Origin of the sequence: Marinobacter alexandrii (assembly GCA_039984955.1) — a bacterium.
In the GTDB taxonomy this organism is placed as follows: Bacteria; Bacteroidota; Bacteroidia; order Cytophagales; family Cyclobacteriaceae; genus Ekhidna.
In genome coordinates this window covers 153,118-175,827 of sequence record JBDWTN010000007.1, presented here as the reverse complement: position 1 = coordinate 175,827, position 22,710 = coordinate 153,118, and the positions used below count along the sequence as shown (strand labels likewise).

At 37.7% G+C, this 22,710-nt stretch carries 23 protein-coding genes; 13 read left to right on the top strand and 10 right to left on the bottom strand.

What is annotated here, in order from left to right; all coding sequences use genetic code 11:
* From ABJQ32_07095 to ABJQ32_07075, 5 genes are all read right to left on the bottom strand, one after another.
* Nucleotides 1-2,169, bottom strand: a complete 2,169-nt coding sequence (locus tag ABJQ32_07095; GenBank protein ID MEP5289400.1) for a S9 family peptidase — start codon at nucleotides 2,167-2,169, stop codon at nucleotides 1-3.
* Between the two features lie 121 nt (nucleotides 2,170-2,290).
* Entirely contained in the window at nucleotides 2,291-3,178 is an 888-nt protein-coding gene (locus tag ABJQ32_07090) for a 3-hydroxybutyryl-CoA dehydrogenase (GenBank protein MEP5289399.1), read from the bottom strand.
* A gap of 6 nt (nucleotides 3,179-3,184) precedes the next feature.
* A complete protein-coding gene (gene fbaA / locus ABJQ32_07085; GenBank protein ID MEP5289398.1) occupies nucleotides 3,185-4,249 on the bottom strand; it encodes a class II fructose-bisphosphate aldolase in 1,065 nt (354 codons plus the stop codon).
* Nucleotides 4,250-4,330: 81 nt separating this feature from the next.
* Nucleotides 4,331-4,477, bottom strand: coding sequence for a hypothetical protein (locus ABJQ32_07080; GenBank protein ID MEP5289397.1), 147 nt, complete (start codon nucleotides 4,475-4,477; stop codon nucleotides 4,331-4,333).
* Between the two features lie 152 nt (nucleotides 4,478-4,629).
* Nucleotides 4,630-4,962, bottom strand: a complete 333-nt coding sequence (locus ABJQ32_07075; protein MEP5289396.1) for a DUF6249 domain-containing protein — start codon at nucleotides 4,960-4,962, stop codon at nucleotides 4,630-4,632.
* A 127-nt stretch (nucleotides 4,963-5,089) separates the two neighbouring features.
* On the opposite strand from ABJQ32_07075, the gene ABJQ32_07070 reads away from it, so the two are divergent.
* Nucleotides 5,090-5,638, top strand: coding sequence for a sigma-70 family RNA polymerase sigma factor (locus ABJQ32_07070; protein ID MEP5289395.1), 549 nt, complete (start codon nucleotides 5,090-5,092; stop codon nucleotides 5,636-5,638).
* Between the two features lie 95 nt (nucleotides 5,639-5,733).
* The gene (locus ABJQ32_07065) at nucleotides 5,734-6,072 is read left to right on the top strand and encodes a hypothetical protein (protein MEP5289394.1); all 339 of its coding nucleotides are present in this window, start codon (nucleotides 5,734-5,736) and stop codon (nucleotides 6,070-6,072) included.
* A 1-nt stretch (nucleotide 6,073) separates the two neighbouring features.
* Here ABJQ32_07065 and ABJQ32_07060 read toward each other — a convergent pair whose 3' ends face one another.
* The 3 genes from ABJQ32_07060 to ABJQ32_07050 all read right to left on the bottom strand — a co-directional run bounded on the left by ABJQ32_07060 (nucleotide 6,074) and on the right by ABJQ32_07050 (nucleotide 7,059).
* Nucleotides 6,074-6,466 (bottom strand): VOC family protein, encoded by a 393-nt coding sequence (locus tag ABJQ32_07060; protein MEP5289393.1) that lies wholly within the window; start codon nucleotides 6,464-6,466, stop codon nucleotides 6,074-6,076.
* A gap of 81 nt (nucleotides 6,467-6,547) precedes the next feature.
* Nucleotides 6,548-6,778 (bottom strand): hypothetical protein, encoded by a 231-nt coding sequence (locus tag ABJQ32_07055; protein ID MEP5289392.1) that lies wholly within the window; start codon nucleotides 6,776-6,778, stop codon nucleotides 6,548-6,550.
* Nucleotides 6,779-6,786: 8 nt separating this feature from the next.
* Entirely contained in the window at nucleotides 6,787-7,059 is a 273-nt protein-coding gene (locus ABJQ32_07050) for a hypothetical protein (protein ID MEP5289391.1), read from the bottom strand.
* A 124-nt stretch (nucleotides 7,060-7,183) separates the two neighbouring features.
* Here ABJQ32_07050 and ABJQ32_07045 point away from each other — a divergent pair, with 124 nt between their 5' ends.
* The 9 genes from ABJQ32_07045 to ABJQ32_07005 all read left to right on the top strand — a co-directional run bounded on the left by ABJQ32_07045 (nucleotide 7,184) and on the right by ABJQ32_07005 (nucleotide 18,267).
* Entirely contained in the window at nucleotides 7,184-9,238 is a 2,055-nt protein-coding gene (locus tag ABJQ32_07045) for a carboxy terminal-processing peptidase (protein ID MEP5289390.1), read from the top strand.
* Between the two features lie 48 nt (nucleotides 9,239-9,286).
* Nucleotides 9,287-10,195: a DUF4097 family beta strand repeat-containing protein gene (locus ABJQ32_07040; GenBank protein MEP5289389.1), complete on the top strand. Its 909-nt coding sequence runs from the start codon at nucleotides 9,287-9,289 to the stop codon at nucleotides 10,193-10,195.
* 117 nt (nucleotides 10,196-10,312) lie between these two features.
* Complete coding sequence (locus ABJQ32_07035; GenBank protein ID MEP5289388.1) at nucleotides 10,313-12,292, top strand: oligopeptide transporter, OPT family; 1,980 nt, start codon at nucleotides 10,313-10,315, stop codon at nucleotides 12,290-12,292.
* Nucleotides 12,293-12,428: 136 nt separating this feature from the next.
* Entirely contained in the window at nucleotides 12,429-14,885 is a 2,457-nt protein-coding gene (locus tag ABJQ32_07030; GenBank protein MEP5289387.1) for an FtsX-like permease family protein, read from the top strand.
* Between the two features lie 125 nt (nucleotides 14,886-15,010).
* On the top strand, nucleotides 15,011-16,495 hold the full coding sequence (locus tag ABJQ32_07025) for a sodium-dependent transporter (GenBank protein MEP5289386.1): 1,485 nt from the start codon (nucleotides 15,011-15,013) through the stop codon (nucleotides 16,493-16,495).
* Nucleotides 16,492-16,602 carry a MetS family NSS transporter small subunit gene (locus ABJQ32_07020; protein MEP5289385.1) on the top strand — a complete coding sequence of 37 codons (111 nt, stop codon included), beginning with the start codon at nucleotides 16,492-16,494 and terminating at the stop codon, nucleotides 16,600-16,602. Before ABJQ32_07025 ends, ABJQ32_07020 begins: the two co-directional genes overlap by 4 nt.
* Nucleotides 16,595-17,065 (top strand): nucleoside triphosphate pyrophosphohydrolase family protein, encoded by a 471-nt coding sequence (locus ABJQ32_07015; protein MEP5289384.1) that lies wholly within the window; start codon nucleotides 16,595-16,597, stop codon nucleotides 17,063-17,065. The genes ABJQ32_07020 and ABJQ32_07015 overlap by 8 nt, the downstream gene beginning before the upstream one ends.
* Nucleotides 17,066-17,270: 205 nt before the next feature.
* Nucleotides 17,271-17,873 carry an SGNH/GDSL hydrolase family protein gene (locus ABJQ32_07010; GenBank protein MEP5289383.1) on the top strand — a complete coding sequence of 201 codons (603 nt, stop codon included), beginning with the start codon at nucleotides 17,271-17,273 and terminating at the stop codon, nucleotides 17,871-17,873.
* Nucleotides 17,866-18,267: a DoxX family protein gene (locus ABJQ32_07005; protein ID MEP5289382.1), complete on the top strand. Its 402-nt coding sequence runs from the start codon at nucleotides 17,866-17,868 to the stop codon at nucleotides 18,265-18,267. The genes ABJQ32_07010 and ABJQ32_07005 overlap by 8 nt, the downstream gene beginning before the upstream one ends.
* Nucleotides 18,268-18,304: 37 nt before the next feature.
* Here the strand turns inward: ABJQ32_07005 and ABJQ32_07000 are convergent, their stop codons facing one another.
* Entirely contained in the window at nucleotides 18,305-18,769 is a 465-nt protein-coding gene (locus tag ABJQ32_07000) for a hypothetical protein (GenBank protein ID MEP5289381.1), read from the bottom strand.
* Nucleotides 18,770-18,897: 128 nt separating this feature from the next.
* Here ABJQ32_07000 and ffh point away from each other — a divergent pair, with 128 nt between their 5' ends.
* Entirely contained in the window at nucleotides 18,898-20,226 is a 1,329-nt protein-coding gene (gene ffh, locus ABJQ32_06995; GenBank protein ID MEP5289380.1) for a signal recognition particle protein, read from the top strand.
* 1 nt (nucleotide 20,227) lies between these two features.
* Here the strand turns inward: ffh and ABJQ32_06990 are convergent, their stop codons facing one another.
* Nucleotides 20,228-20,713 (bottom strand): hypothetical protein, encoded by a 486-nt coding sequence (locus ABJQ32_06990; GenBank protein ID MEP5289379.1) that lies wholly within the window; start codon nucleotides 20,711-20,713, stop codon nucleotides 20,228-20,230.
* A gap of 71 nt (nucleotides 20,714-20,784) precedes the next feature.
* Here ABJQ32_06990 and ABJQ32_06985 point away from each other — a divergent pair, with 71 nt between their 5' ends.
* Complete coding sequence (locus ABJQ32_06985; GenBank protein MEP5289378.1) at nucleotides 20,785-22,689, top strand: AAA domain-containing protein; 1,905 nt, start codon at nucleotides 20,785-20,787, stop codon at nucleotides 22,687-22,689.
* Nucleotides 22,690-22,710: the final 21 nt, after the last annotated feature.

Sequence of the window (22,710 nt, the reverse complement as noted above, 5' to 3'; positions counted from 1 at the left end):
CTATTCTTTAATTCCTTCCAAATCCATCAGGAATGCATACTGAAGTGCAGTTGTCTTATATCTCTTAAATCTTCCTGAAGCTCCTCCATGTCCCGCCTCCATATCGGTATCAAGGATTAATAAATTCTGATCTGTCTTCATGTCTCTAAGCTTGGCAACCCATTTAGCAGGTTCCCAATATTGTACTTGAGAATCAAATAGTCCAGTAGTCACAAGCATATTAGGATAATCCTGTGCACTTACTTGATCATATGGTGAGTAAGACATCATATATTCATAAGATTCGAGATTCTTAGGGTTACCCCATTCGTCAAACTCTCCAGTGGTTAGCGGTATACTTTCATCCCACATGGTAGAAACCACATCCACGAAAGGAACTGCAGCCAGTATACCATTGTACAATTCTGGAGCAAGATTAACAACCGCACCCATTAAAAGACCGCCTGCACTTCCACCTTGAGCATAGAGGTGGTCAGCTGACGTGTACTTCTCTTCTATGAGAAATTTGGAACAGTCAATGAAATCATTAAACGTGTTCATTTTCTTGAACATTTTCCCATCTTCATACCACTGACGTCCCATCAATTGGCCGCCCCTGATATGTGCTATTGCAAAAGCATAGCCACGATCAAGAAGACTTAACCTAACAGAACTAAAACTGGCATCTATGGTAGATCCGTACGAACCGTAACCATATTGAAGTAGCGGACCTTTTCCATTTTTCTCAAAGCCTTTTTTATACACCAATGAGATTGGAACTTTAACGCCATCTCTTGCTGTCGCCCAAAGACGTTCTGTAACGTAATCTTCTGGATTATGACCTCCAACTACTTCTTGTTGCTTCAGGAGGATCTTCTCACGAGACTCCATGTTGTAGTCAAAGGTAGAATTTGGAGTAGTCATGGATGTATATCCAAAACGTAGAATGTTTGTATTAAACTCAGCATTAACGGAAGTGTAAGTATTATACGCTTGTTCTCCAAAATCGAGATAATGTTCATCTCCTGTTGTCTGGTTAATGATTCTTAGATTGGTTAGCCCATTTTTTCGTTCATCGACTACCATATGATTATTGAAAAGTTCTAAACCTTCCAGTAATACATCACTTCTGTGAGGAATGACCTCTTTCCAATTTTTCTCTGCAGTATTGTTTTCTGATACTTCCATTAATTTAAAGTTGGGAGCATCTCGGTTGGTCATCACATAAAATTTGTCTTGAAAATGTGAAATACTGTATTCATGTGCCTTAGGATCTCTTGGGATAAATTGCTTAAAGTCTCCGTTAGGATTGTCGGCTTTCAGAATTTGATAATCATTTATCAGAGTACTGGAATTACCAATAACAATGTACTTGTCTGACTTTGTTTTGTACACATAAGTATAAAATGTATCATCCTCTTCCTGATAGATTAATGGGTCATTCTTCGTATCATCACCCAATTTGTGCTTGTAGATTTTTTCAGGAAGCAGTGTCACAGGGTTTTTTGTTCCATAGAAAAAGGTTTCATTATCATTAGCCCAAGCGCCACCTCCATAGGTATTTTCAATTTGATCCTCAAGGAATTTTCCTGTTTCTAAGTTTTTAAACCTTATGGTATATATTCTTCTACTTAAAGTATCCTCAGCGATAGCCAAAATTTTATTGTCTGTTGATATACCTGCAGGATAAGCGGCGTAATATCCATATCCCTCGGCCATTTCGTTGACATTTATCATCACCTCTTCGGGGGCATCCAGGCTCCCTTTCTTTCGACAATAGATAGGATATTCCCCGCCTTCCTCATAGCGAGTGTAATACCAATAACCATTAGATAAATAGGGTACTGATTCATCGGTTTTTTTTATTCGTCCAATAATCTCATCATAGAGTTTTGATTGAAGACCCTCCGTATGAGAGAGAACCTTTTCTGTATAGTCATTTTCTGCATTTAAGTATGCCAACACCTCTTTGGTATGATCATCTGGTTTTTCTGCGTTTTTCTGATCATCTGTCAATCTCATCCAAAAATATGGATCTACTCGTGTTTGACCATGTTCTTTTAATAAGGTATCAGCCTTTGCTGCAACGGGTGCATCCGGTCTCATAGGTTTTTCTTCTGTTGTTTGATTTGTACAAGCTATCAGTAGCATCATTCCTGCTAGCCATACCAATGATTTGAAATTTTTCATCTTAAGTGAGTTTAGGGAGTGTAAGTTCCAAATTCGCTTAAAGATATCCTAATTGGTTTAGGATGATGATTAAATAAAAAAGGCAGCTACATGGGCTGCCTTTCTTTTCTTTTAAGTTCTGTTAGCTAAACATACTGCTCACAATCAGTTCTTTTGAACCTGGAGTGTATTTGTAAAAACCTTCTCCTGTCTTAGCTCCCAGATACCCGGCTGTAACCATGTTGACTAACAAAGGACATGGTGCGTATTTTGGATTACCGAATCCTTCATGCAGAACATGCATGATTGAAAGACATACATCCAAACCTATGAAATCAGCTAGATGAAGTGGTCCCATAGGGTGGGCCATTCCTAGCTTCATGACAGTATCAATTTCTTCTACACCTGCAACTCCCTCATGTAGTGTAATGATCGCCTCGTTGATCATAGGCATAAGAATTCTATTAGCTACAAACCCAGGGTAGTCATTGACTTCCACAGGAACCTTTCCTAGATTCTTACTCATTTCCATGATAGTAGAAGTAGTTTCATTGGAAGTAGCATACCCTCGAATGACTTCTATGAGCTTCATGACTGGAACAGGGTTCATAAAGTGCATTCCTATTACCTTGTCAGGTCGCTTGGTTGCGGCAGCAATCTTAGTGATCGAAATGGAAGAAGTATTGGTTGATAAGATAGCATTGGCCGGAGCATTCGCATCCATCACCTCAAAGATCTTCTTCTTTATCTCAAAGTTCTCAGTAGCCGCTTCTACTACTAAATCTGCATTCTTAATGCCTTCTTCTGTAGAAGTAAAAGTTGTAATGTTATTGAGAGTCGATTCTTTATCTGAAGATGAAATTTTCTCTTTCTGGACCATTCGATCCAGATTCTTTGAAACAGTTGCTATAGCTTTTTCTAAAGCCGCTTCATTGATGTCAATCAGCGCTACATTATAGCCACTTTGAGCAAATACATGGGCAATACCATTGCCCATTGTGCCACTGCCGATTACTGAAATATTCTTCATTTTATCTTAAGCGTTTCTGTTTATACAATTCAAATCTTCGAATGCCAACTTCAATCGCTCAGTAAATGTTTTCTCAGCTTCTCTGATCCATACACGAGGATCATAGTTCTTCTTATTAGGCTTATCATCTCCTTCTGGATTTCCAATCTGCCCTTGAAGATACCCTTCATTCTTCTGGTAATATCCTTTTACACCATCCCAGTATGCCCATTGCAAATCTGTATCAATGTTCATTTTGATCGCCCCATAGGTGATAGCTTCTCTAATTTCATCTCTGGAAGAGCCTGATCCACCATGGAAAACGAAGTTTACAGGGTTTTCAGAAGTGCTGTGTTTTTGTTGAATATGATCCTGCGAGTTTTTCAAGATTATAGGAGTCAATTTCACATTACCTGGTTTGTATACGCCGTGAACGTTTCCAAAAGCAGCAGCAATTGTGAAATTGTCACTTACCTCTTTCAATTTTTCGTAAGCATACGCTACTTCTTCTGGCTGTGTATAGAGCATAGAATTGTCAATATCTGAATTGTCAACACCATCTTCTTCACCTCCAGTAACTCCTAGTTCTATCTCCAGCGTCATACCCATTTTGTCCATGCGCTTGAAGTATTCAACACATGTACCAATATTATCCTCAATTGGTTCTTCTGAAAGATCCAACATATGAGAAGAATAAAGAGATTTTCCTGTTTGCTGAAAATGTTTTTCTCCGGCATCTAAGAGGCCATCAATCCAAGGGAGTAATTTTCTTGCAGCATGGTCGGTATGTAGTATTACTGTTACCCCATAAGCTTCAGCTATTTGGTGTACATGATGAGCTCCAGCAACTCCGCCAGCTATCGCTGCAGCTTGACCTTCATTAGAAAGCCCTTTTCCAGCCATGAAAGCAGCCCCTCCATTGGAGAACTGAATGATCACTGGTGATTGGATATCTCTTGCTGCTTCTATAACAGCGTTTACAGTACTCGAACTTGTAACATTTACCGCAGGGATGGCAAAGTCGTTTTTATTGGCATAATCAAGAAGATCCGTTACCTCTTGTCCAGTCAATACACCAGGTCTGAATTTCATTTTTGTAAAAGTTTGTGAGTTATTAAACAGAATTTTGGTCTGCAAATATAACTTCTACAATACGGAAAGAAAATGAGTTGATTAAGCTTCGTGGTAAGCTTGCTGGATCGTAGTGGTGTCTATAGTAGGATCCGAATCTATAAGCTGAGATTCTTTATCCCATTTATATGCTGCTACCGCAAACAGGACAACTAAATAAAGAAGTTTGATGAGTATTTTCCACTTCATGCTTCTTTTGACACAGGATGTATAGTAAAGGTTTAAAGAACAAATGAAAAATAATAAGCTGTAAATAAAAGAGATTCACTTTTTCAAATCTGAAAAAATGACGCAACGCATTAGATTTTGAGTTTTTGACCTTTGAGTTGCGCCATTACTTTCTAGCTATCAGAGTCTTTTTTCACAAGTGCATAGTAGATTAAGAAACCTATTGCGATACACACGGCTTCTATTCCGTAAGGCATTGCATCGTCATTATCAAGACCCATTACATCAATAATAATTAATCCTAGCCCTCCAAACAGCACTATTAAGCCCCATTTAAGTGCACTCTGCCTGTTTTCGTGCTTTCCAAATAGATTAGCTGCTTCTGGATTAACCATATTCTTATCTATTAATTTTCTCTTAAGCGAATAGTTCGTAAGTATTGAAACGAAAAGTATTGTTGAACCAAAAACAGATACAATGGCTACTATTGGTATAAAATCATCCATAATTCGTAAATTTTAAAATTGAACATCTTTACTCGTGTGACAGCACTGATCTGTTGAGATGTTGCAGAAAATTAAAATATTTTTTTATTGCAACATTTTGTTGACTTGAGTTGACTAATAGTATTGAATGGATGAAAAGGAACTGGCGCGGCAAGTTTTAAGTGGAAGTGATTCTGCGATGAGACTATTAATAAGTAAGTATGAAAGATTAGTTGTTCATATGATCGCGCGTGTAGTTTCTGATGATATGGATAGGGAAGAGCTTTGTCAAGACGTGTTTGTTAAAATTTTTGATAAACTGAGTACATTTAAATTTGATTCTAAATTATCCACATGGATTGCAACAATCGCATTTAGAGCAGCTTTAAATTTTGCTAAAAAGAAAAAAATCGTTCAGGTAGATATTGATCAAATTGCATTTGCAATTGATGATCAAAAGTCAATAACTGAAGAACATGATATGAAGCTTTTTATTCTCAAATTAGTTGATCAGCTTCCAGTCAATTATAAAACTGTTTTGACGCTGTTCTATTTAGAAGGCTTTTCATACCCTGAGATAGTTGACGTTACAGGTATGCCTGAAGGAACGGTGAAAAATTATATTCATCGAGCTAGGCTTAAGTTGAAAAAAATTGTTGAAGAACAAGCTATAAAGGAGGTAGCACTATTGCCATGAAATAGGTATAATTTTATTCTTCCTTAATATTTTAAACTAAGGATGAATAAAAATGTATGTGATTCCATGTGACCATTTGAAAACAGATTACAGGCATGAAAAACATTGAAGATATTGTAGATCAGGCTTTAAAAACAGAACCATCATTTCAGTTGGGGACTGATTTTAAAGATCGAGTAATAAAAGCTGTACGAAATAGGGAAAGAGTAAGTCAGAAAAGACTTTACTTATGGATGACCCTAGGCATAGTTATAATGTTTGGATTTGGGTATGCAACATTCGCTTACTTTTTACCATCAGCACTAGAAAACCTTAAAGGTGTTCAAAATCTAACGAATCAAGTAGTGCCTATGGCCGTGTTAATCGGAGTGCTAATAACGATTATTCAAGTTTTGGACAGCCGATTGATAAAGAATAAAAAGCTCCATTTGTAGTTTACAAAAACGGGCCATCTATGGGTTCCCATAGTTCAATTTTTCTTCCCTCTGGATCCATGATCCAACCAAATTTTCCGTATTCGTATTCTTCTATTTTTCCCACAACTTCAACTCCTTCCTTTTTCAACTCTTCTAAAAGCTCTACTAGATTCTCTACACGATAGTTAAACATGTATTCTTTTGTACTTGGGCCAAAGTATTTTGTATCTTTTGTAAATGGACTCCAGGCTGTAGTACATTCCTTCTCTTTATCATCATGATCACGCCACTTGAATAAACCTCCATATTGATCAGACTCAATTCCGAGATGTTTATGATACCAAGTTTTCATTTTTTCAGGATCTTCAGTTTTAAAAAAGATGCCACCAATTCCAGTCACTCGCTTTTTCATATTCAATTTTATTTGATCTCAAATAAATAAGAAAAAACCTGACGTAAGAAATGAAAAACGAAAATCACCTGAAAGGGTGAGCTACTTAGCTTTACATTGTTCCAGTTCCGCTTGAACTGATCTTGCGTCAGCAGCATTATCCAATGCTATTCTTGCTTGGTGGTCAGCTCGTTCTTTTTCCTTCTCTGCTTGAGCTTGAGCCACTATAGCTGCTACTGCAGCCTTTTCTGCTTCATCCGCTTTTATAGAGGCATATATAAATGAAACTACTGTTAGCACTAATAGGATAAATATTGCAATGTTCTTTTTCATATTAGGTTTTATTTACTCTTACATTTTGCAAGTTCTTCTAGAAGCTGATTGGCTTCATTGGTACATCTTAAAGTCTCCATCTCAGCAGTTTTTGCACTAGCCTCTGCATTGATAGCGACTTCTTGTAGTCGGATCACCTCTTCTTTTAATTTGTTGGCAACCACTTCTGATTGATTTAAGCGATTTTCAAAATCCGCAGATTTGATGAAAGCAAAGAATATTAAGGCTAGAAGTACAAAGGCAATCAGTACCATTAGAATTCCATAACCATACTTTCTCATTCCTGTTAAATTTTATTAAATACACACGATTTGGCCTGCTCTTTGAACCACTCATAAAAAATCGACTATTTTTAAATCAATCTATTAAATATTGCGTTGAAAGAATACGTCTAAAATAATACATATGAATAAGTTTCTGTTGATAGCAGGGTTTGTGCTACTTACTTCCTTCGGAGTTTCTAGTGGATATAGTGAAGAAATTCAATCCTTATTTCAAGGGGATACACTCAAAACATTGAAACCTAAAGAAGAACACCCTAGTGAGGCTTATGTGATTACAAATCTTTTAAAAAGAATTCACTACCGAAAACTTCCACTCTCTGATTCAATTTCTTCAGTCATTTTCGATAACTATTTCGAATCCCTTGATCCCAATAAAGCATATTTCTATGCTTCCGATGTTGAGAAATTTGAAAAATATAGGTATCAACTAGATGAGAAAATACCTGAAGGAGATTTGCAATTAGCTTTTGATGTATTTGATATTTATCGTAAAAGAGTTCTTTCGCAAATAGACTATTACTTCATTTTACTAGAGACTGAATTTGATTTTTCGAAGGAAGAAATATTTGTTTTTGATCGAGAAGATGCTGGTTGGTTAACCTCAAGTGAAGAACAAGAGGACATATGGAGGAAAACAATCAAAAACCAAGCTTTGAGCTATAAGCTCGCAGGACGCGAATGGGATGATATTGCCACAAGCTTAAAAAAACGATATCAACGAATTCAAAAAGCGATATATCAATATAATAGTGAAGATGTATTTCAGAGTTATATGAATGCATATACCAATGCCTATGACCCACATACTGATTATTTCTCACCACCCGATGCAGAGAATTTTCAAATAGATATGAGCCTATCTTTGGAGGGAATTGGCGCAAGGCTAATGCAGAATCTCGACTACACACAAGTGGCTGACATCATCCCTGGAGGGCCGGCATATAAGAGTAAGCGACTTAAGAAAGACGATAAAATAATTGGTGTTGCTCAAGGAGATGATGGTGAATTCTTGGATGTAATTGGTTGGAGATTAGATGATGTAGTCGCAAAAATACGAGGATCAAAAGGGTCAGTTGTAAGGCTTCAAATTTTAAAGGCAAGTGAAGGGGTAAATGCGCTTCCAGACACGCTTAGACTTGTACGAGATAAAATCAATTTAGAGCAGCAAGCTGCTAAAGCTGAGATGATTCCAATCAGTGAGGGAAATACAACCTATAACCTTGGGGTAATTACCGTTCCAAGTTTTTATTTAGATTTTGAAGAATTGAGAGCGGGTAAGGAAGACTATCGCAGTACAACAAGAGATGTTAAAAAATTGATCAAAGAGCTTGAGGAGCAGGGAATGGACGGTTTGATGATAGACTTAAGATTTAATGGAGGAGGATCCCTCCAAGAAGCTATTGAGCTTAGCGGATTATTTATTCCAGATGGACCAGTGGTTCAAGTAAGAAATTATGATCAATCCGTAGATAAGATGGATGATGAAGATGGCGGAAAAGTTTTCTATGATGGACCACTTGCCGTTATGGTAAATAGAGGGAGTGCATCTGCATCTGAGATATTTTCTGGAGCCATTCAAGATTATAAAAGAGGTGTGATCATTGGTGAAAGTACTTTTGGGAAAGGGACAGTTCAGAATGTGATTGATTTAAGTAGGTATATAAGAAATCCGGAACTCAACTTGGGACAAATTAAGATGACCCTGGCTAAATTTTACAGGGTTACAGGTAGCAGTAACCAAAGAGTAGGCATAGCACCGGATGTTCAGTTTCCATCTATTTATTCACAGGAGGATTATGGCGAAGCAAGCAGGGAGAATGCACTTCCATGGGATGAAATAGCCAGTGCTAATTTTACACCAACCAACTCAATTACGGAAGGACTTTTAGATCATTTGAATGACCTGTACAGAAGTGATCTTAACTCTGATCCTGATTTACAAAAGCTAGTTCGCGATATTGAAAAAGCGAAAGAAAGTAGAAATAGAAAATCAGTTTCTCTAAATCTGGAAACTCGTAAAGCTGCGACAAGTACGGATGAAGATGATTTAGCAACAGCTGTTGATAATTCTGAAGTAGTGGAGAAAGATAAGATTGATGAAAAATTGAAAAACGATCCTTACCTGAAAGAAGGGTTACGTTTGTTAGCTGCTATGAAAAAATTCAAGATTGGCTAGGCAACTATTTGGAAAAATCTTCATCTTTAATAAAAACATATTATTTGTATGAAGAAATCAATTGCTGTAATTCTCGCACTCATCTCTCTAGAGTCAGTCGCACAAAATGTTTTAGCCAAGGCTGAATTAGAAGCTGAAAACGTTAACGAAGTTAGAATCGAAGGATCTTTTGTAGATGTATACGTCAATACTGGAGATCGTGTATACTTTAAAGGAGAGATCACAGGTAATGGCGATGAAGGAGATTATAGGTTTGAAACAGACATTGTTGGATCTACTTTAGTAATTAAAGTAGACAGAAAAACTGATCGTGGTTGGAAGAACTATCGGATAACCGAATCCAGAATTGATTTGACTATTACAGATGGAGTGAAATTAGATATCGATAATTCGTCGGGAGATGTTAATGTGGCAAACCTGCGTGCGAATGAGTCAAGAATTGAAGCATCAAGCGGAGATATTACACTTAAAAGTATCGTTGCTAATCTGAAAGTAGAGACCTCCAGCGGTGATATAGAAATAGATGGATTGACAGGTGATTCAGATATCGAATCAACCAGTGGCGATCAAAAACTATACAATACCGAAGGAAATATTGAGACAAGAGCCAGCTCTGGCGATATCACTATTTCAGGATTTAAGGGAAAAATTGAAGTTCAGGCAACTTCAGGTGATGTAGAGTTTAGAAAAGGAATTGGAGCCCTTAGAGCACGTACTTCATCTGGCGAAATCGATGGTTATGGTATTGAGTTAACTGATAACTCATATTTTAATGCTACTTCAGGAAATATTGAAATTGATTTTGTCAATGATCTGAATGATTTGAGCTTCGATCTAACGGCAACTTCAGGAGACTTAGAAGTAGGAAGTAAATCTGGAGAAAAGCGACTGGTACTTAGTCGAGGAGGTATCAAGGTTACAGGTACAACGTCCAGTGGCGATCAAGAGTATGATTGATTTCAAATAACTATGGAAATAGATAAGGGTAGCTAATAGCTACCCTTTTTTGTTTTATGGATGCAAATAGACATTTTTGTTAGTGATCAACTAAAAACCTAACCCAAAATTATCATAATGGAAAAACCATATATTGATTCAAATACAAGTTTACCAGAGATTACTGTTAAGGCTGTACTACTTGGTGCTGTCTTATCAATGGTGCTTTCTGCTGCCAATGCTTATTTCGGATTGTTTGCAGGACTAACTGTGTCAGCCTCAATTCCTGCAGCAGTAATTTCAATGGCGCTATTGAAAGTATTCAAAAACTCTAACATACTTGAGAACAACCTTGTACAGACAGCAGCATCCGCTGGAGAATCTCTAGCAGCAGGTGTTATTTTCACTATTCCGGCTCTTGTTATTATGGGATACTGGGAAGAGTTTAATTATTTCGAAACAATGGCAATCGCACTTTGCGGAGGCGTTTTAGGGATACTCTTTACCATACCTCTTAGAAAAGCATTAATTGTAGAGGAAAATTTGAAGTTTCCAGAAGGAGTTGCTACAGCTGAAGTATTAAAGACAGGAGAAGAGGGAGGCAAGTCCGTGAAATATTTAGTTTGGGGCTCGTTACTTGGAGGCCTTTTCAAACTAGCAGATTCTACATTCAATTTGTGGAGTGGACTTTTTGAAAAAGCAACTCTTGTAGGCCAGAAATTTTATGGATACTTCAGTTTAAATCTATCACCTGCTCTGGTGGCAGTAGGCTACATTGTAGGCCTTAATATTGCATTTTTAGTATTCCTTGGAGGCGTGATCACATGGTGGATTGGAATGCCTATTTATATAGGTACGAATGGGTTTGAATCAGTTGCTGCTGAACTTGTTGAGTTGGGTAAATTCACGAGCGTAAGTGATGTAAATGCAGATAACATTGGTGGAGCACTCTGGAGTGCTAAGATGAGATACTTAGGTGTTGGAGCAATGGTAGTAGGAGGACTTTGGGCTCTAATGAGCCTTGCAAACTCACTGGGTACAGCATTTAAGGCGGGTCTTCAAGCATTCAAATCTGGTGGGACTTCAATGAGAGATCAGATAAGAACAGAAATGGATACGCCTATGTCTTGGGTACTTATTGGTATCGGAGTACTCGTTGTTCCCATTTTCATGATTTACTTATCAGCAATTAGCGATGTTACCGTAAGTATCACCATGACACTTATCATGGTCGTAGCTGGTTTCCTTTTTGCTGCCGTTGCTGGATATATGGCCGGTTTAGTAGGAAGCTCAAATAATCCAATTTCCGGAGTAACTATCGCAACGATTCTATTCGCTTCTATTTTATTGCTGACCTTAATGGGAACTGGCAATGAGTTGTCAGGTGCAGCTGGAGCGATTTTAATTGGAGCTGTTGTATGCTGTGCGGCTGCTATTGCAGGAGATAATATGCAAGACTTAAAAGCTGGGCATGTATTGGGAGCTACTCCATATAAGCAACAAATAATGCAAGTAGTGGGAGTGGTAGCCGGAGCATTGGTAATTCCACTTGTACTAAACATTCTATTAATTGGAAACGGCATTGGAGCGCCTACGCCTGAGCATCCAGAATCACTTGCCGCTCCTCAGGCAACATTGATGATGAGTGTTGCTCAAGGGATTTTTAGCGGTGGCTTACCATGGAATATCATATATGTTGGAGCGGGAATTGCTGTTGCTATCATCTTAATTGATCAGTACTTAAAATCTAAGGAATCTAATTTCAGAATGCCAGTTTTGGCAGTAGCCGTAGGACTATATCTTCCATTTGAGCTGGATTCATCAATCTTTGTAGGAGGAGTACTGGCATACTTTCTAACCAAAGCTACTAAGGGTAATAAAAATGTAGAAAGAGGAAATAATGCAGGATTACTACTAGCTTCTGGGTTAATCACTGGAGAAGCACTAATGGGAATTCTTGGTGCTGGATTGACTGTAGGAATAATGAAGTCCGGAGGTGATCCAAACTCCATGAGAATTCTTGAAGAATCCTCTAGTTGGCCAGGGTTAATCATCTTCGCAGCGATCATATTTTTCATTTATAGATCAGTAGTAAAAGTATCCAAAGAAAAAGATTAAACTGTTCAATTACGAACGAATTAGGTGTACACCTGGCTTCACTTCATAGTGTTAAGTCAGGTGTATTTTTTTGTCTATCAAGGAGTTAACTAAAATGGCATGATTTTGCCGCTAGTAACACAAAACAGATAGATCCATGTTCAAGAACTATTTTAAAACCGCACTTAGAAACCTGTCAAGAAATAAGGTTTATACCATTCTCAACATTGTTGGACTTGCCCTTGGTATTGGATGTGCTCTTGTGATTTTTAAAGTGATATCGTTCGAGAATAGCTTTGATGAGCATCAAGAAAATTATTCGAATATCTATCGAGTAGTTCGTAACAATATTAGACCTAATGACATAAGTAAAGGAGCAGGTAACCCGCATCCAGTAGGTCCTGCGCTCCAGGAGGACTACCCAGATATCTTAGAGGTGGTTCGTACTCATTATGTTTATGGTGATCAAGTGAATGTGCGAGATGGTGATAACCTGAATAAATTCCTTTTGGAGGAAGGAATTGTCTACACAGAAAATGCTTTTTTCAACATTTTTTCTGTGGATTTTATTGCGGGAGATAAAAAAACAGCATTAACAGAACCAAACACCGGTGTTATTTCAGGGTCGGAGGCTAGAAAATTGTTCGGATTAGAAGAAGGAAATGAGGCGGAGGCCATGGGAATGGATTTTAATCTAGGGAATCTATTAGATGTGAAAGTGGTAGGAGTGATTGAAGATCCTGTTGAAGCCACGAACTTCCCATTCACGATTTTGTGTGAATACAGCGGGCAAGCAAAGTCTAATCCTTACTACAACGAAGGCAAAGAATGGAACTCAACCAGTTCAAGTACAAACACCTACTTTCTTGTGGGTGACACCTTTGATCCAGAGGCAATGAATACAAAACTTATTGACTTTGTTGAGAAATACTATGATGAAGGAGCTTCAGAAAAAACCAGATTTGTGGTTCAGCCATTGTCAGATATTCATTATGATGAAGACTATGGTAGCTACGCATATTCTACACCTGCAGCATTAACGAAAGCTTTGGCAGTTATTGCTTTGTTTCTTGTATTAACGGCATGTATCAATTTTATTAACCTGGCCACAGCCCAAGCTGCGAATCGATCGAAAGAAATTGGAATACGAAAGGCAATTGGTGGTTATTCCACTCAATTGGTAGTTCAGTTTTTTACTGAAATCACTCTTATAACCTTAATAGCTTTATTCTGCTCACTGGCGATTGCAGAATTTTTGTTTATCCGATTGGAAGATGTAGTCGGTAGTCGCTTATCGCTCGATCTTTTTAATGGATTTGAGACCATAGGATTTTTGGCTTTATTACTTGTTCTTGTGAGCTTCCTTTCAGGCTTTTACCCATCTATTCTTTTAAGTAATATGAATACGGTGAAGGCATTGAAAAGTAAGATTACCGCAAAGAATCATTCTGGAGGATTGAATTTAAGGAAAGCACTCGTAGTTGCTCAATTTACCATCTCTCAATTTTTGATCATTGGAACAGTGATCATTTCTGCGCAGATGAACTATTTCTTAGATAAAGATTTAGGTTTCGAAAAAGAAGCGATTATCAAGAGTTATTTACCAGAACGAAATCAAACTAAGAATGAACGCTTCAAAAGAATGATGTTAGAAGACCCTTCCATACAGTTGGTATCATTTTCACTAAGCTCTCCAACAGGAAATTCTAACTCTCATTCCAATTTCAACTATCCGCCACTTGAATCTGAGGATTCCTACAATGCAAGTTTTAAAGTAGCCGATGAAGACTATGTGAGTTTATATGGCTTGGAGTTACTTGAAGGAAGAAATATTCGTAGAAGTGACACTATTAAGGAGACTGCAAATGGAAAGCGTATAATTGATGTGGTTATCAATGAACAAATTGCTAACCTGATGGGCTTTAATGATAATTATAATGCAGCATTGGAAGAAAAATTGACTTCTGGTTGGAGAGGGTTGGAACTGAATATTGTAGGAGTAATGAAAGATTTTCATTCACAAAATCTAAGCGAAGGATTTCAATATATCGTCATATTAAATGATCCTGATGTATTCTATGAAGTAGCATATAAGACAAGAGAAGGAGCAAATGTTAAAACAGCAATTACGCACTTTGAAAATGTGTGGGAGCAAGTGTATCCTGAGTTTGTGAAGAACTGGCAGTTTTTTGATGAAGAACTGGCAGAAAACTATGAGAGAGAGAAGAGCATAGCAACCCTAATGACTACTTTCTCAGCAGTTTCTATCATTATCGGCTGCTTAGGACTCTACGGACTGATTGCATTCATTTCAGCTAATAGAACTAAGGAGGTGGGCATCAGAAAAGTATTGGGAGCATCCGTGATGAGCATTATTAGCAAGTTTACATTCGAAGTTTTAATACTGGTAATTGTTGCTTTTGTTATTGCTGCACCGGCAGCATATCTGGTACTGAATGAGTGGCTAAATGATTATGAATTTAGAATAGAAATGGGGGCTGGTTTCTTTGCATTAGCCTTTATAGCTACGTTAGTTGTTGCTGTCATAACGGTCAGTCACCGTACAATATCTACAGCGTTAATCAATCCAGCCACTACTTTGAAGGACGAATAATTCAGTTTTTCGGTTCATCCTATATAGAGCTCTTCCACGGGATATACCCTTTATGAAAAAGGGTATAAACGACGTGATAAACTTTACATATATTTGACAGATTCGCAATTCGCAAAAAGTCATTTATGAGTAAAGAACAGTTTAGTAATCGCTGGGGTATTGTTTTAGCTGCATTAGGTATGGCTATTGGCGCGGGCAACCTTTGGCGATTTCCCAGGCTGGCAGGTCAGTATGGTGGATCCTTCATTCTCCTTTGGATACTTTTCCTATTTATTTGGTCAATTCCTTTATTACTCTCTGAGTTTGCAATTGGTAAGAAATTTAAAAGTGGAGTTATAGGAAGTTTCGCGCGATTTGCAGGTAAGAAGTATACCTGGATGGGGTTCTTTATTACTATTTGCACATTAGGAATTGCCTTCTACTATGCAATTGTTACAGCCTGGTCTTTTAGATATCTCACATTTTCAGTTGGTAACATCTTTAAGACAGAGACACTTCTTGAAACACTTCAGTCAAACCCTGACTACTTAACAAATTTTTGGAATGGAATATCAAACCGTGATTGGACTACCGTCATTGTCTACATATGTGTGATTTTTTTAGCTGTTATAATTCTTATTAGAGGGGTTAAAAATGGACTTGAAAAAGCCAATAAATTACTGATACCAAGCTTGTTTATCCTTCTAGTGGTTATCGTGTTTGTTTCGTTGAATATGGAGGGAGGAATAAGAGGTCTCGAGTATATGTTCGCAATTGATTGGTCGCTTTTTAGTAATCCTACTATTTGGATCGAAGCACTCTCTCAGTCAGCTTGGAGTACGGGAGCTGGTTGGGGATTAATGATGACACTTTCTGCATTTTCACGAGACAATGAAGACGTAACACTCAATACTTTTATTGGAGCGTTTGGAAATAATACAGCTTCATTACTTTCAGGTATGGCGATAATCCCAGCTGTTTTCGCTTTATCTGCATCAGATACAGAAGCGATTACCTTCTTACAAACAGGTAATCAGGCATTAACATTTACCATTATCCCAATGCTCTTCGCAAATGTTCCTGGAGGGGACTACTTGTCTGTGTTATTTTTTCTAGCCTTGTTTGTTGCGGCTTTTAGTTCTTTACTTCCTATGATTGAGCTATTTCTTCAAAATGTTGCGGATCTCAATATCACCAAAAAGAATACATTGGTTATTGTCATTGTCTGCTTTGTAGTATTTGGATTCCCATCAGCCTGGTCTTTGGATTTTTTCTCAAATCAGGATTGGGTTTGGGGTGTAGGATTGATAGTTACTGGACTATTCATATTGATTGCTGTAGCTATGAATAACCCTGTGAAATTCAAAGAACAAAATATCGATGTAGGATCTGATATGATTCTTCCATCTAGCTTTTTCAGATTTGCGATATTCACCAATATTGCTGTAGGGGTTTTCCTAATATATTGGTGGCTGTCTCAAGATTACAGTGCTACATGGTTTAATGAGGAAGGGCAATGGGATTTATTTGGAGTTTATAGCAATGCTTCCACGATCACTCAGTGGGGGATCGTAATCATTGCTGGATTGATATTAAATGGATATCTATACAAGAAATTTGTAAAGTCATGAGCACTGGAGCAATCATAAGTATGATCATAATCCTATCAATGGTGATGGGAGGATTTGTATATTTTTTAACTAAAGCAATAAGAAAAGAAAAAGACATCAATGGATAAGATTGACCCACTAAATCAAGTAGCTGAATTTCATAAAACCTTTCGCCATCCAGTTCTTGAAGAACCACAGATTCCATCAGAAGACAGGTGTAAGTTGCGTATATCCTTAATTGCTGAAGAGCTTAAGGAGCTCCAAGAAGCAATAGACGATAAAGATCTCGTAGAAATTGCAGATGCACTTTGTGATATTCAATATGTTTTATCGGGAGCGATCTTAGAATTCGGAATGGGTGAAAAATTTGGGAAGCTATTCAATGAGGTTCAACGATCCAATATGAGTAAGGCCTGCGAAACTGAGGAAGAGGCAAAAAAGACAGTGGATCACTATAAAACGGAAAAAGATACAGATGCATTCTATGAAGAACGTGATGGTAAGTGGCTTGTGTATCGAGTCGGAGACAATAAAACTTTAAAGTCGATTAATTACTCCCCAGCAGATTTAAAAGGAATGCTATTCGAGTAAGTCCTTGATTGGCATTGTGATTTAAGACTCATTCTCTTAGCTAAGAAAGATTATTCATTGATAGATTCTGAAGAGTCAGGTCATGCAATTTTGAATGATCTTTTTTGCACATCATATAAATGGATTTGATGCATTCTTATTAGTCAAGGCAATTGCCTGTTTAGTTATGTAGGGTCATCAACTTTACCATTGTTTTGGTTGAAAGATGAAACACTTTTTTTTATCGTTAGTCTACTTGTTCCTATTTGAAGGATGTCTAGCTCAGGGGATTCAAAAAATCCTCTTTGTAGGAAATAGTCTTACCTACACTAACAATTTACCAGAGCTTGTCAGCAATGAAGCGAAGATCAGAGGGATTAAGTTAAAAAATACAATGTTGGCTTACCCAAACTATGCTTTAGTTGATCACCTGAAGGATGGCGAAGTACAAAAGCGTATAAGAAATGGAAAATTTGACTATGTAATTGTGCAGCAGGGACCTTCATCACAAGAAGAAGGGAGAAGAATGCTTTTGGAAAGTGGGAAAACACTAAAAATGCTTTGCAAGCAGAACGGCACTCAATTAGTCTTTTTTATGGTCTGGCCATCTCAAACGTATTATTACACATTTGATGGAGTTATTAGAAATCATAGAGAAGTAGCTACTCAAAATGACGCAATTTTATGCCCGGTAGGAGAGGTATGGAAAGATTACTTCGAAAGCCAAAAAGACTATTCACTTTATGGATCAGATGGATTTCATCCTTCACCTAAAGGCAGTAGACTAGCAGCGAAAGTTATCATTGATACGATTTTTGGAAATGAATAAACTAAAAGGTTACGCAGACTTACCCATTAGGCTGACTGTAGGTTTTCACCTTATCTACGGGACGATAGATAATATATTTTCTTGGGAGCGAATGCTAGAGTTTAGCAACTTTCTTGAAGCCTACGGAATGCCATTACCTCTCTTTTCGGCAATAATGTCGGTGTATATTCAATTCACTTGTGGTGTTTTTTTCTTTTTGGGATTCAAAATTCGACCAGCTAGTATTTTGATGATTGTCAACTTTATTGTAGCCATCCTTTTAGTTCATGTAGGCGATACATACCCGAGTACTTATCCAGCTATTTCTATGCTTGCAGGTTCAGTTTTTTTGATGCTAAATGGAGCTGGTAAAATCAGCTTAGATGTATTGATAAATAAAAAAGAGCAGTCTTAGAAGATTGCCCTTTCAGTAGAGTGGTGATTAATTGTTCTTAGTTTACACGAGCCATGTACACATTTCTGTCTCTCTCATGTTCGTCACTTACGAGAATCCCATCAACTAATTTCCATTCGTCATCGTCCGCAGAGATATGAAAACTATCGTCATCGTCTTCTATGTCTTCAATTACCAGGTAACCGCGACGATTGATGTACCATGAACCTCGTTCAGTTTCAGTTTCGCCGTAAGCATTTACTGTAATCTTTACATCATTATCACTCTGAAAGTCAAAATAGATCTCAACATCTTCCATAATTCCTCCAACGAAACCAGAAATTGCCTTAATAAACACTTCTTCAAGCATAGTGTCAGCATCTTCAGCTTCTTCTTCCATTTCCTCTTCGATATCAATCACCAATTTCCATGTGCCTACAATATCCTTTTTCGTTACTTTCTGAGCTTGACCTACTACAGAAAAACAAAGCGCTACGGCTAGTATTAAAATAGTCTTTTTCATGTTGGTTGTATTTTGTTATGCAAGGTACTAGTTATACTCTATCTGTAAAAAAAGGTTTCATTTCAAAAGAGCTATCATTCACTGAACACTATTTTATACCTTTGTATCCTGAAAACTGAAGTACGATTATGTTTGATAATTTAAGTGTAAAACTGGACCGGGCATTCAAGAACCTGAAAGGCCAAGGGCAGATTACAGAAATTAATATTGCAACTACGATCAAGGAGATCAGAAGAGCTCTAGTCGATGCAGATGTTAATTACAAAGTAGCAAAAGATGTCACTGATAACATTAAAGAAGAAGCGTTAGGAAGAGATGTACTTATTTCGGTTTCTCCTGGTCAATTATTAACGAAGATTGTTTCTGAAGAGCTTACTAAGCTCATGGGAGATACTAATGTTCCGATTAGTCTTGATGGCAATCCAAACATTATCCTTATTTCAGGACTTCAAGGTTCTGGTAAAACCACCTTTACAGGTAAACTTGCTAGTCTTTTAAAGAAGCAAGGGCGTACTGTTTTACTCGCAGCTTGTGATATTTATCGTCCTGCGGCAATTGACCAGCTCAAGGTTTTAGGCGAACAAGTAGGTGTTGAAGTGTACGCTGAGCCTGAAAATAAAGATGCAGTGAAGATTGCGAAAAATGCAATCAAGCATGCAAAGGATAATGGAAAACGAACACTGATTATTGATACTGCGGGTAGATTGGCAGTAGATGAGCAGATGATGAATGAAATATCTGAGCTCAAAAAGGAAGTAAAGCCAGCAGAAACGCTATTTGTGGTTGATGCAATGACTGGTCAGGATGCAGTTAATACAGCGGCAACCTTCAATGAGCGATTGGACTTTGATGGAGTTGTATTAACAAAACTAGATGGTGACACTCGTGGTGGTGCGGCTCTTTCTATTCGTAAAGAAGTTCAGAAACCAATCAAGTATATCTCAACAGGAGAGAAGATGGATGCCATAGATCTGTTCCACCCAGATAGGATGGCTAGCAGAATTCTCGGGATGGGAGATGTTGTAAGCTTGGTTGAAAGGGCGCAACAGAATTATGATGAGGACGAAGCTCGTCGTATAAATAAGAAGATTCGGAAGAATCAATTCGGGTTTGATGATTTCCTAGCTCAAATGGAGCAGATGAAAAAAATGGGAAGCATGAAAGATCTCTTGGGTATGATCCCTGGAATGGGAAAAGCAATCAAAGATATTGATATAGATGATGACTCACTTAAGCCTATCGAGGCGATTATTAAATCCATGACTCCCAAAGAACGTACACAACCAGAGGTATTAAATGGCACCCGAAAGCAAAGGATAGCAAAAGGAAGTGGAACCTCAATACAGGAAGTAAATCAACTTTTGAAGCAATTTGAGCAGATGCGGAAGATGATGAAGATGATGAACAAATCAGGAGGGAAGAGAGCTCTTGCCAATATGTTAGGAGGAATGAAATAACTCAAATTTTCATTATACTTTGAGTAGACCATTTTTTAAATCGCTTCCAGAAAAATTTCTGGCTTTTATTCCAAAGTGAATACATGCTAGGCTTTACATACGAACTGATTGCACAGGTTAATTCTGTATGACCTTCCATATTCTTTGTCCAAAATTCAAGTCTGTAGGGCCTTATCCAACTAAAACGAATAGCATAGCTACCGTAGAAGTACTGTAAGTCACGATAGTTTTCTTTAATCGAAACCAACTGCCCAGCAAAATTGATTAATGGCCCTGTGTGATTAGTTAATACCCCTTCGTGAAATCCATTCTGTATTTGTGGAGGATGGGGGCTGTAGAATTCTACTTTATATGGCCAAACTTGATTGTTCATAAATGTCTTAGGATCATTTAGCCATTGCCAAACTTTTGATTCATCTGATTTTATGACAAATGAAAACTTGTGTTGATGATTTCGAAAGTTGGGAGGAGCAGGTTGTAATAGCATAAACTTATTCTTGTTATAGTATTAACCAAACTCAGTGATTTGTGTTTAATTGCTGCATAAAATTGAATCACTTGACCTCAGAAGAAATCACCCATCAGTTAGAGCATCAGATAGCTTTACTTAAAAAAGAAAAGGAAGCTGACTATACTCAATTTCAAGAGCGAATGACTCTTACTACCATTCAGGACAGAGAAAAGAATGGGATTACATGGTATCCTATTCAAATAGAAAAGGACTTTATTAGTACCGGTGAACGACTTACACTCGAATTATCTAAGTCTAAAAATAGGGAGCAAAAACATTCATTTCACGTAGGATCTGTAGTTGGAATATTTTCTGGAAGCGATGAGAAAAAGACAATCAACGGAGTTGTAGGCTACTTAAAAGAGTATACGATGCGAGTTGTGCTTAACCAATCATTTTTACCTGACTGGATTAAAGAAGATAGATTAGGATTGAATCTCTTGTTTGATGACTCTACCTATCGGGAAATGAATAAAGCATTGAATCTGGTATTAAATGCAAAAAATGATCGCTTATCAGAACTACGAGATGTTTTTTATGGAAATCGGCAGGCACAATTTGGTGGAGGATACATGTATGAGGTCCCTTCATTGAATAAAGGACAGAATAGTGCTTTTGAAAAGATTGCTAGCTCAAAGGATGTTGCATTCGTTCATGGACCTCCAGGTACAGGTAAAACAACCACTTTAGTTAAGTGCATTAAAGAAACTGTGGAAATTGAAAGGCAGGCTCTTGTTTGTGCTCCGAGCAATGCCGCGGTAGACCTCCTTGTAGAAAGACTCGCTAATGAGGGCATAAGTGTATTGAGGATAGGACATCCAGCAAGATTGACTCCAGAAGTAGTGGAAAACAGCTTGGATGTAAAAATCAGTCAGCATGCAGATTTTGGAAGACTCAAGGAGATGAGAAAGCAATCTGAAGAATTTCGAACGCTTGCAAGCAAATACAAACGAAATTTTGGGAAGCAGGAAAAGACACAACGTGAAATGTTGTACAAAGAGGCTAAAAGTTTAAAGAGAGAGTCCAGGTTTTTAGAAAACTACATTTCAGAAAGCCTTTTAGATAAAGCTCAAGTAATTGCATGTACGCTTACTGGATCTTGCCATTCATTAATCCAAGATCGCCTGTTTAAGACCATATTTATTGATGAATCATCGCAAGCTTTGGAGGCCGCATGTTGGATACCCTTAAATCGTGTTCAACGAGTTATCATGTCTGGTGATCATCATCAACTACCGCCTACCATTAAGTCCAGAGAGGCTGCTAAAGAAGGACTGGAAGATACATTGTTCTACAGAGGAGTTGATAATCAAGCTGATGCTAAAGTGATGTTAGAAACTCAATATAGGATGGAGGCATCTATTATGAATTTCTCAAGTGTTCAATTCTACGATAGTAAGTTGAAGGCATCTTCCTCTGTTACTTCGAGAGATAAGATGTTTGAACCAGCCATTTATTTCGTTGATACAGCAGGGGCAGGATATACCGAAAAAGTCAAAAAGGAAACTCTTAGCACATATAACGAAGATGAAGCAGACTTACTTATCAATCTCATTGCTGATGATAAACCTGATGGACTCTCCATTGGAGTTATTGCTCCATATAAGGCGCAAGTAGAGGTGCTAAACAAGAAGGTAAACGAGTCAGAGGAAGTAGCTTCTTATCGAGAGCACATTAATATCAATAGTGTGGATGCATTTCAGGGGCAAGAACGTGATGCTATTTACATCTCACTTACCAGATCTAATTCGGATGGTGAAATAGGTTTTTTGAAAGAATACCGAAGGTTGAATGTAGCTATGACAAGAGCCAGACACAGGCTGGTAATCGTCGGAGATTCAGCAACTCTAGGATCTGATTCTTTCTTTACCAACTTAATTGAATATGTTCAGAAGCATGGTAAATACGCTTCCGTCTACGAGTTGAATTATGACATTTATAGCCGTAAATGAAAAAGGCAAACGAGTTGTCTG

Bases quoted from the DNA above. Each gene is read 5' to 3' on its own strand.
- ABJQ32_07005 (MEP5289382.1), top strand. From the start codon at position 17,866: ATGAATAAACTAAAAGGTTACGCAGACTTACCCATTAGGCTGACTGTA.
- fbaA (MEP5289398.1), bottom strand. From the start codon at position 4,249: ATGAAATTCAGACCTGGTGTATTGACTGGACAAGAGGTAACGGATCTT.
- ABJQ32_07070 (MEP5289395.1), top strand. From the start codon at position 5,090: ATGGATGAAAAGGAACTGGCGCGGCAAGTTTTAAGTGGAAGTGATTCT.
- ABJQ32_07080 (MEP5289397.1), bottom strand. From the start codon at position 4,477: ATGAAGTGGAAAATACTCATCAAACTTCTTTATTTAGTTGTCCTGTTT.
- ffh (MEP5289380.1), top strand. From the start codon at position 18,898: ATGTTTGATAATTTAAGTGTAAAACTGGACCGGGCATTCAAGAACCTG.
- ABJQ32_07040 (MEP5289389.1), top strand. From the start codon at position 9,287: ATGAAGAAATCAATTGCTGTAATTCTCGCACTCATCTCTCTAGAGTCA.
- ABJQ32_07060 (MEP5289393.1), bottom strand. From the start codon at position 6,466: ATGAAAAAGCGAGTGACTGGAATTGGTGGCATCTTTTTTAAAACTGAA.
- ABJQ32_07045 (MEP5289390.1), top strand. From the start codon at position 7,184: ATGAATAAGTTTCTGTTGATAGCAGGGTTTGTGCTACTTACTTCCTTC.
- ABJQ32_07000 (MEP5289381.1), bottom strand. From the start codon at position 18,769: ATGAAAAAGACTATTTTAATACTAGCCGTAGCGCTTTGTTTTTCTGTA.
- ABJQ32_07030 (MEP5289387.1), top strand. From the start codon at position 12,429: ATGTTCAAGAACTATTTTAAAACCGCACTTAGAAACCTGTCAAGAAAT.
- ABJQ32_07015 (MEP5289384.1), top strand. From the start codon at position 16,595: ATGGATAAGATTGACCCACTAAATCAAGTAGCTGAATTTCATAAAACC.
- ABJQ32_07090 (MEP5289399.1), bottom strand. From the start codon at position 3,178: ATGAAGAATATTTCAGTAATCGGCAGTGGCACAATGGGCAATGGTATT.
- ABJQ32_07050 (MEP5289391.1), bottom strand. From the start codon at position 7,059: ATGAGAAAGTATGGTTATGGAATTCTAATGGTACTGATTGCCTTTGTA.
- ABJQ32_07025 (MEP5289386.1), top strand. From the start codon at position 15,011: ATGAGTAAAGAACAGTTTAGTAATCGCTGGGGTATTGTTTTAGCTGCA.
- ABJQ32_07020 (MEP5289385.1), top strand. From the start codon at position 16,492: ATGAGCACTGGAGCAATCATAAGTATGATCATAATCCTATCAATGGTG.
- ABJQ32_07055 (MEP5289392.1), bottom strand. From the start codon at position 6,778: ATGAAAAAGAACATTGCAATATTTATCCTATTAGTGCTAACAGTAGTT.
- ABJQ32_07095 (MEP5289400.1), bottom strand. From the start codon at position 2,169: ATGAAAAATTTCAAATCATTGGTATGGCTAGCAGGAATGATGCTACTG.
- ABJQ32_06990 (MEP5289379.1), bottom strand. From the start codon at position 20,713: ATGCTATTACAACCTGCTCCTCCCAACTTTCGAAATCATCAACACAAG.
- ABJQ32_07065 (MEP5289394.1), top strand. From the start codon at position 5,734: ATGAAAAACATTGAAGATATTGTAGATCAGGCTTTAAAAACAGAACCA.
- ABJQ32_07075 (MEP5289396.1), bottom strand. From the start codon at position 4,962: ATGGATGATTTTATACCAATAGTAGCCATTGTATCTGTTTTTGGTTCA.
- ABJQ32_07035 (MEP5289388.1), top strand. From the start codon at position 10,313: ATGGAAAAACCATATATTGATTCAAATACAAGTTTACCAGAGATTACT.
- ABJQ32_07010 (MEP5289383.1), top strand. From the start codon at position 17,271: ATGAAACACTTTTTTTTATCGTTAGTCTACTTGTTCCTATTTGAAGGA.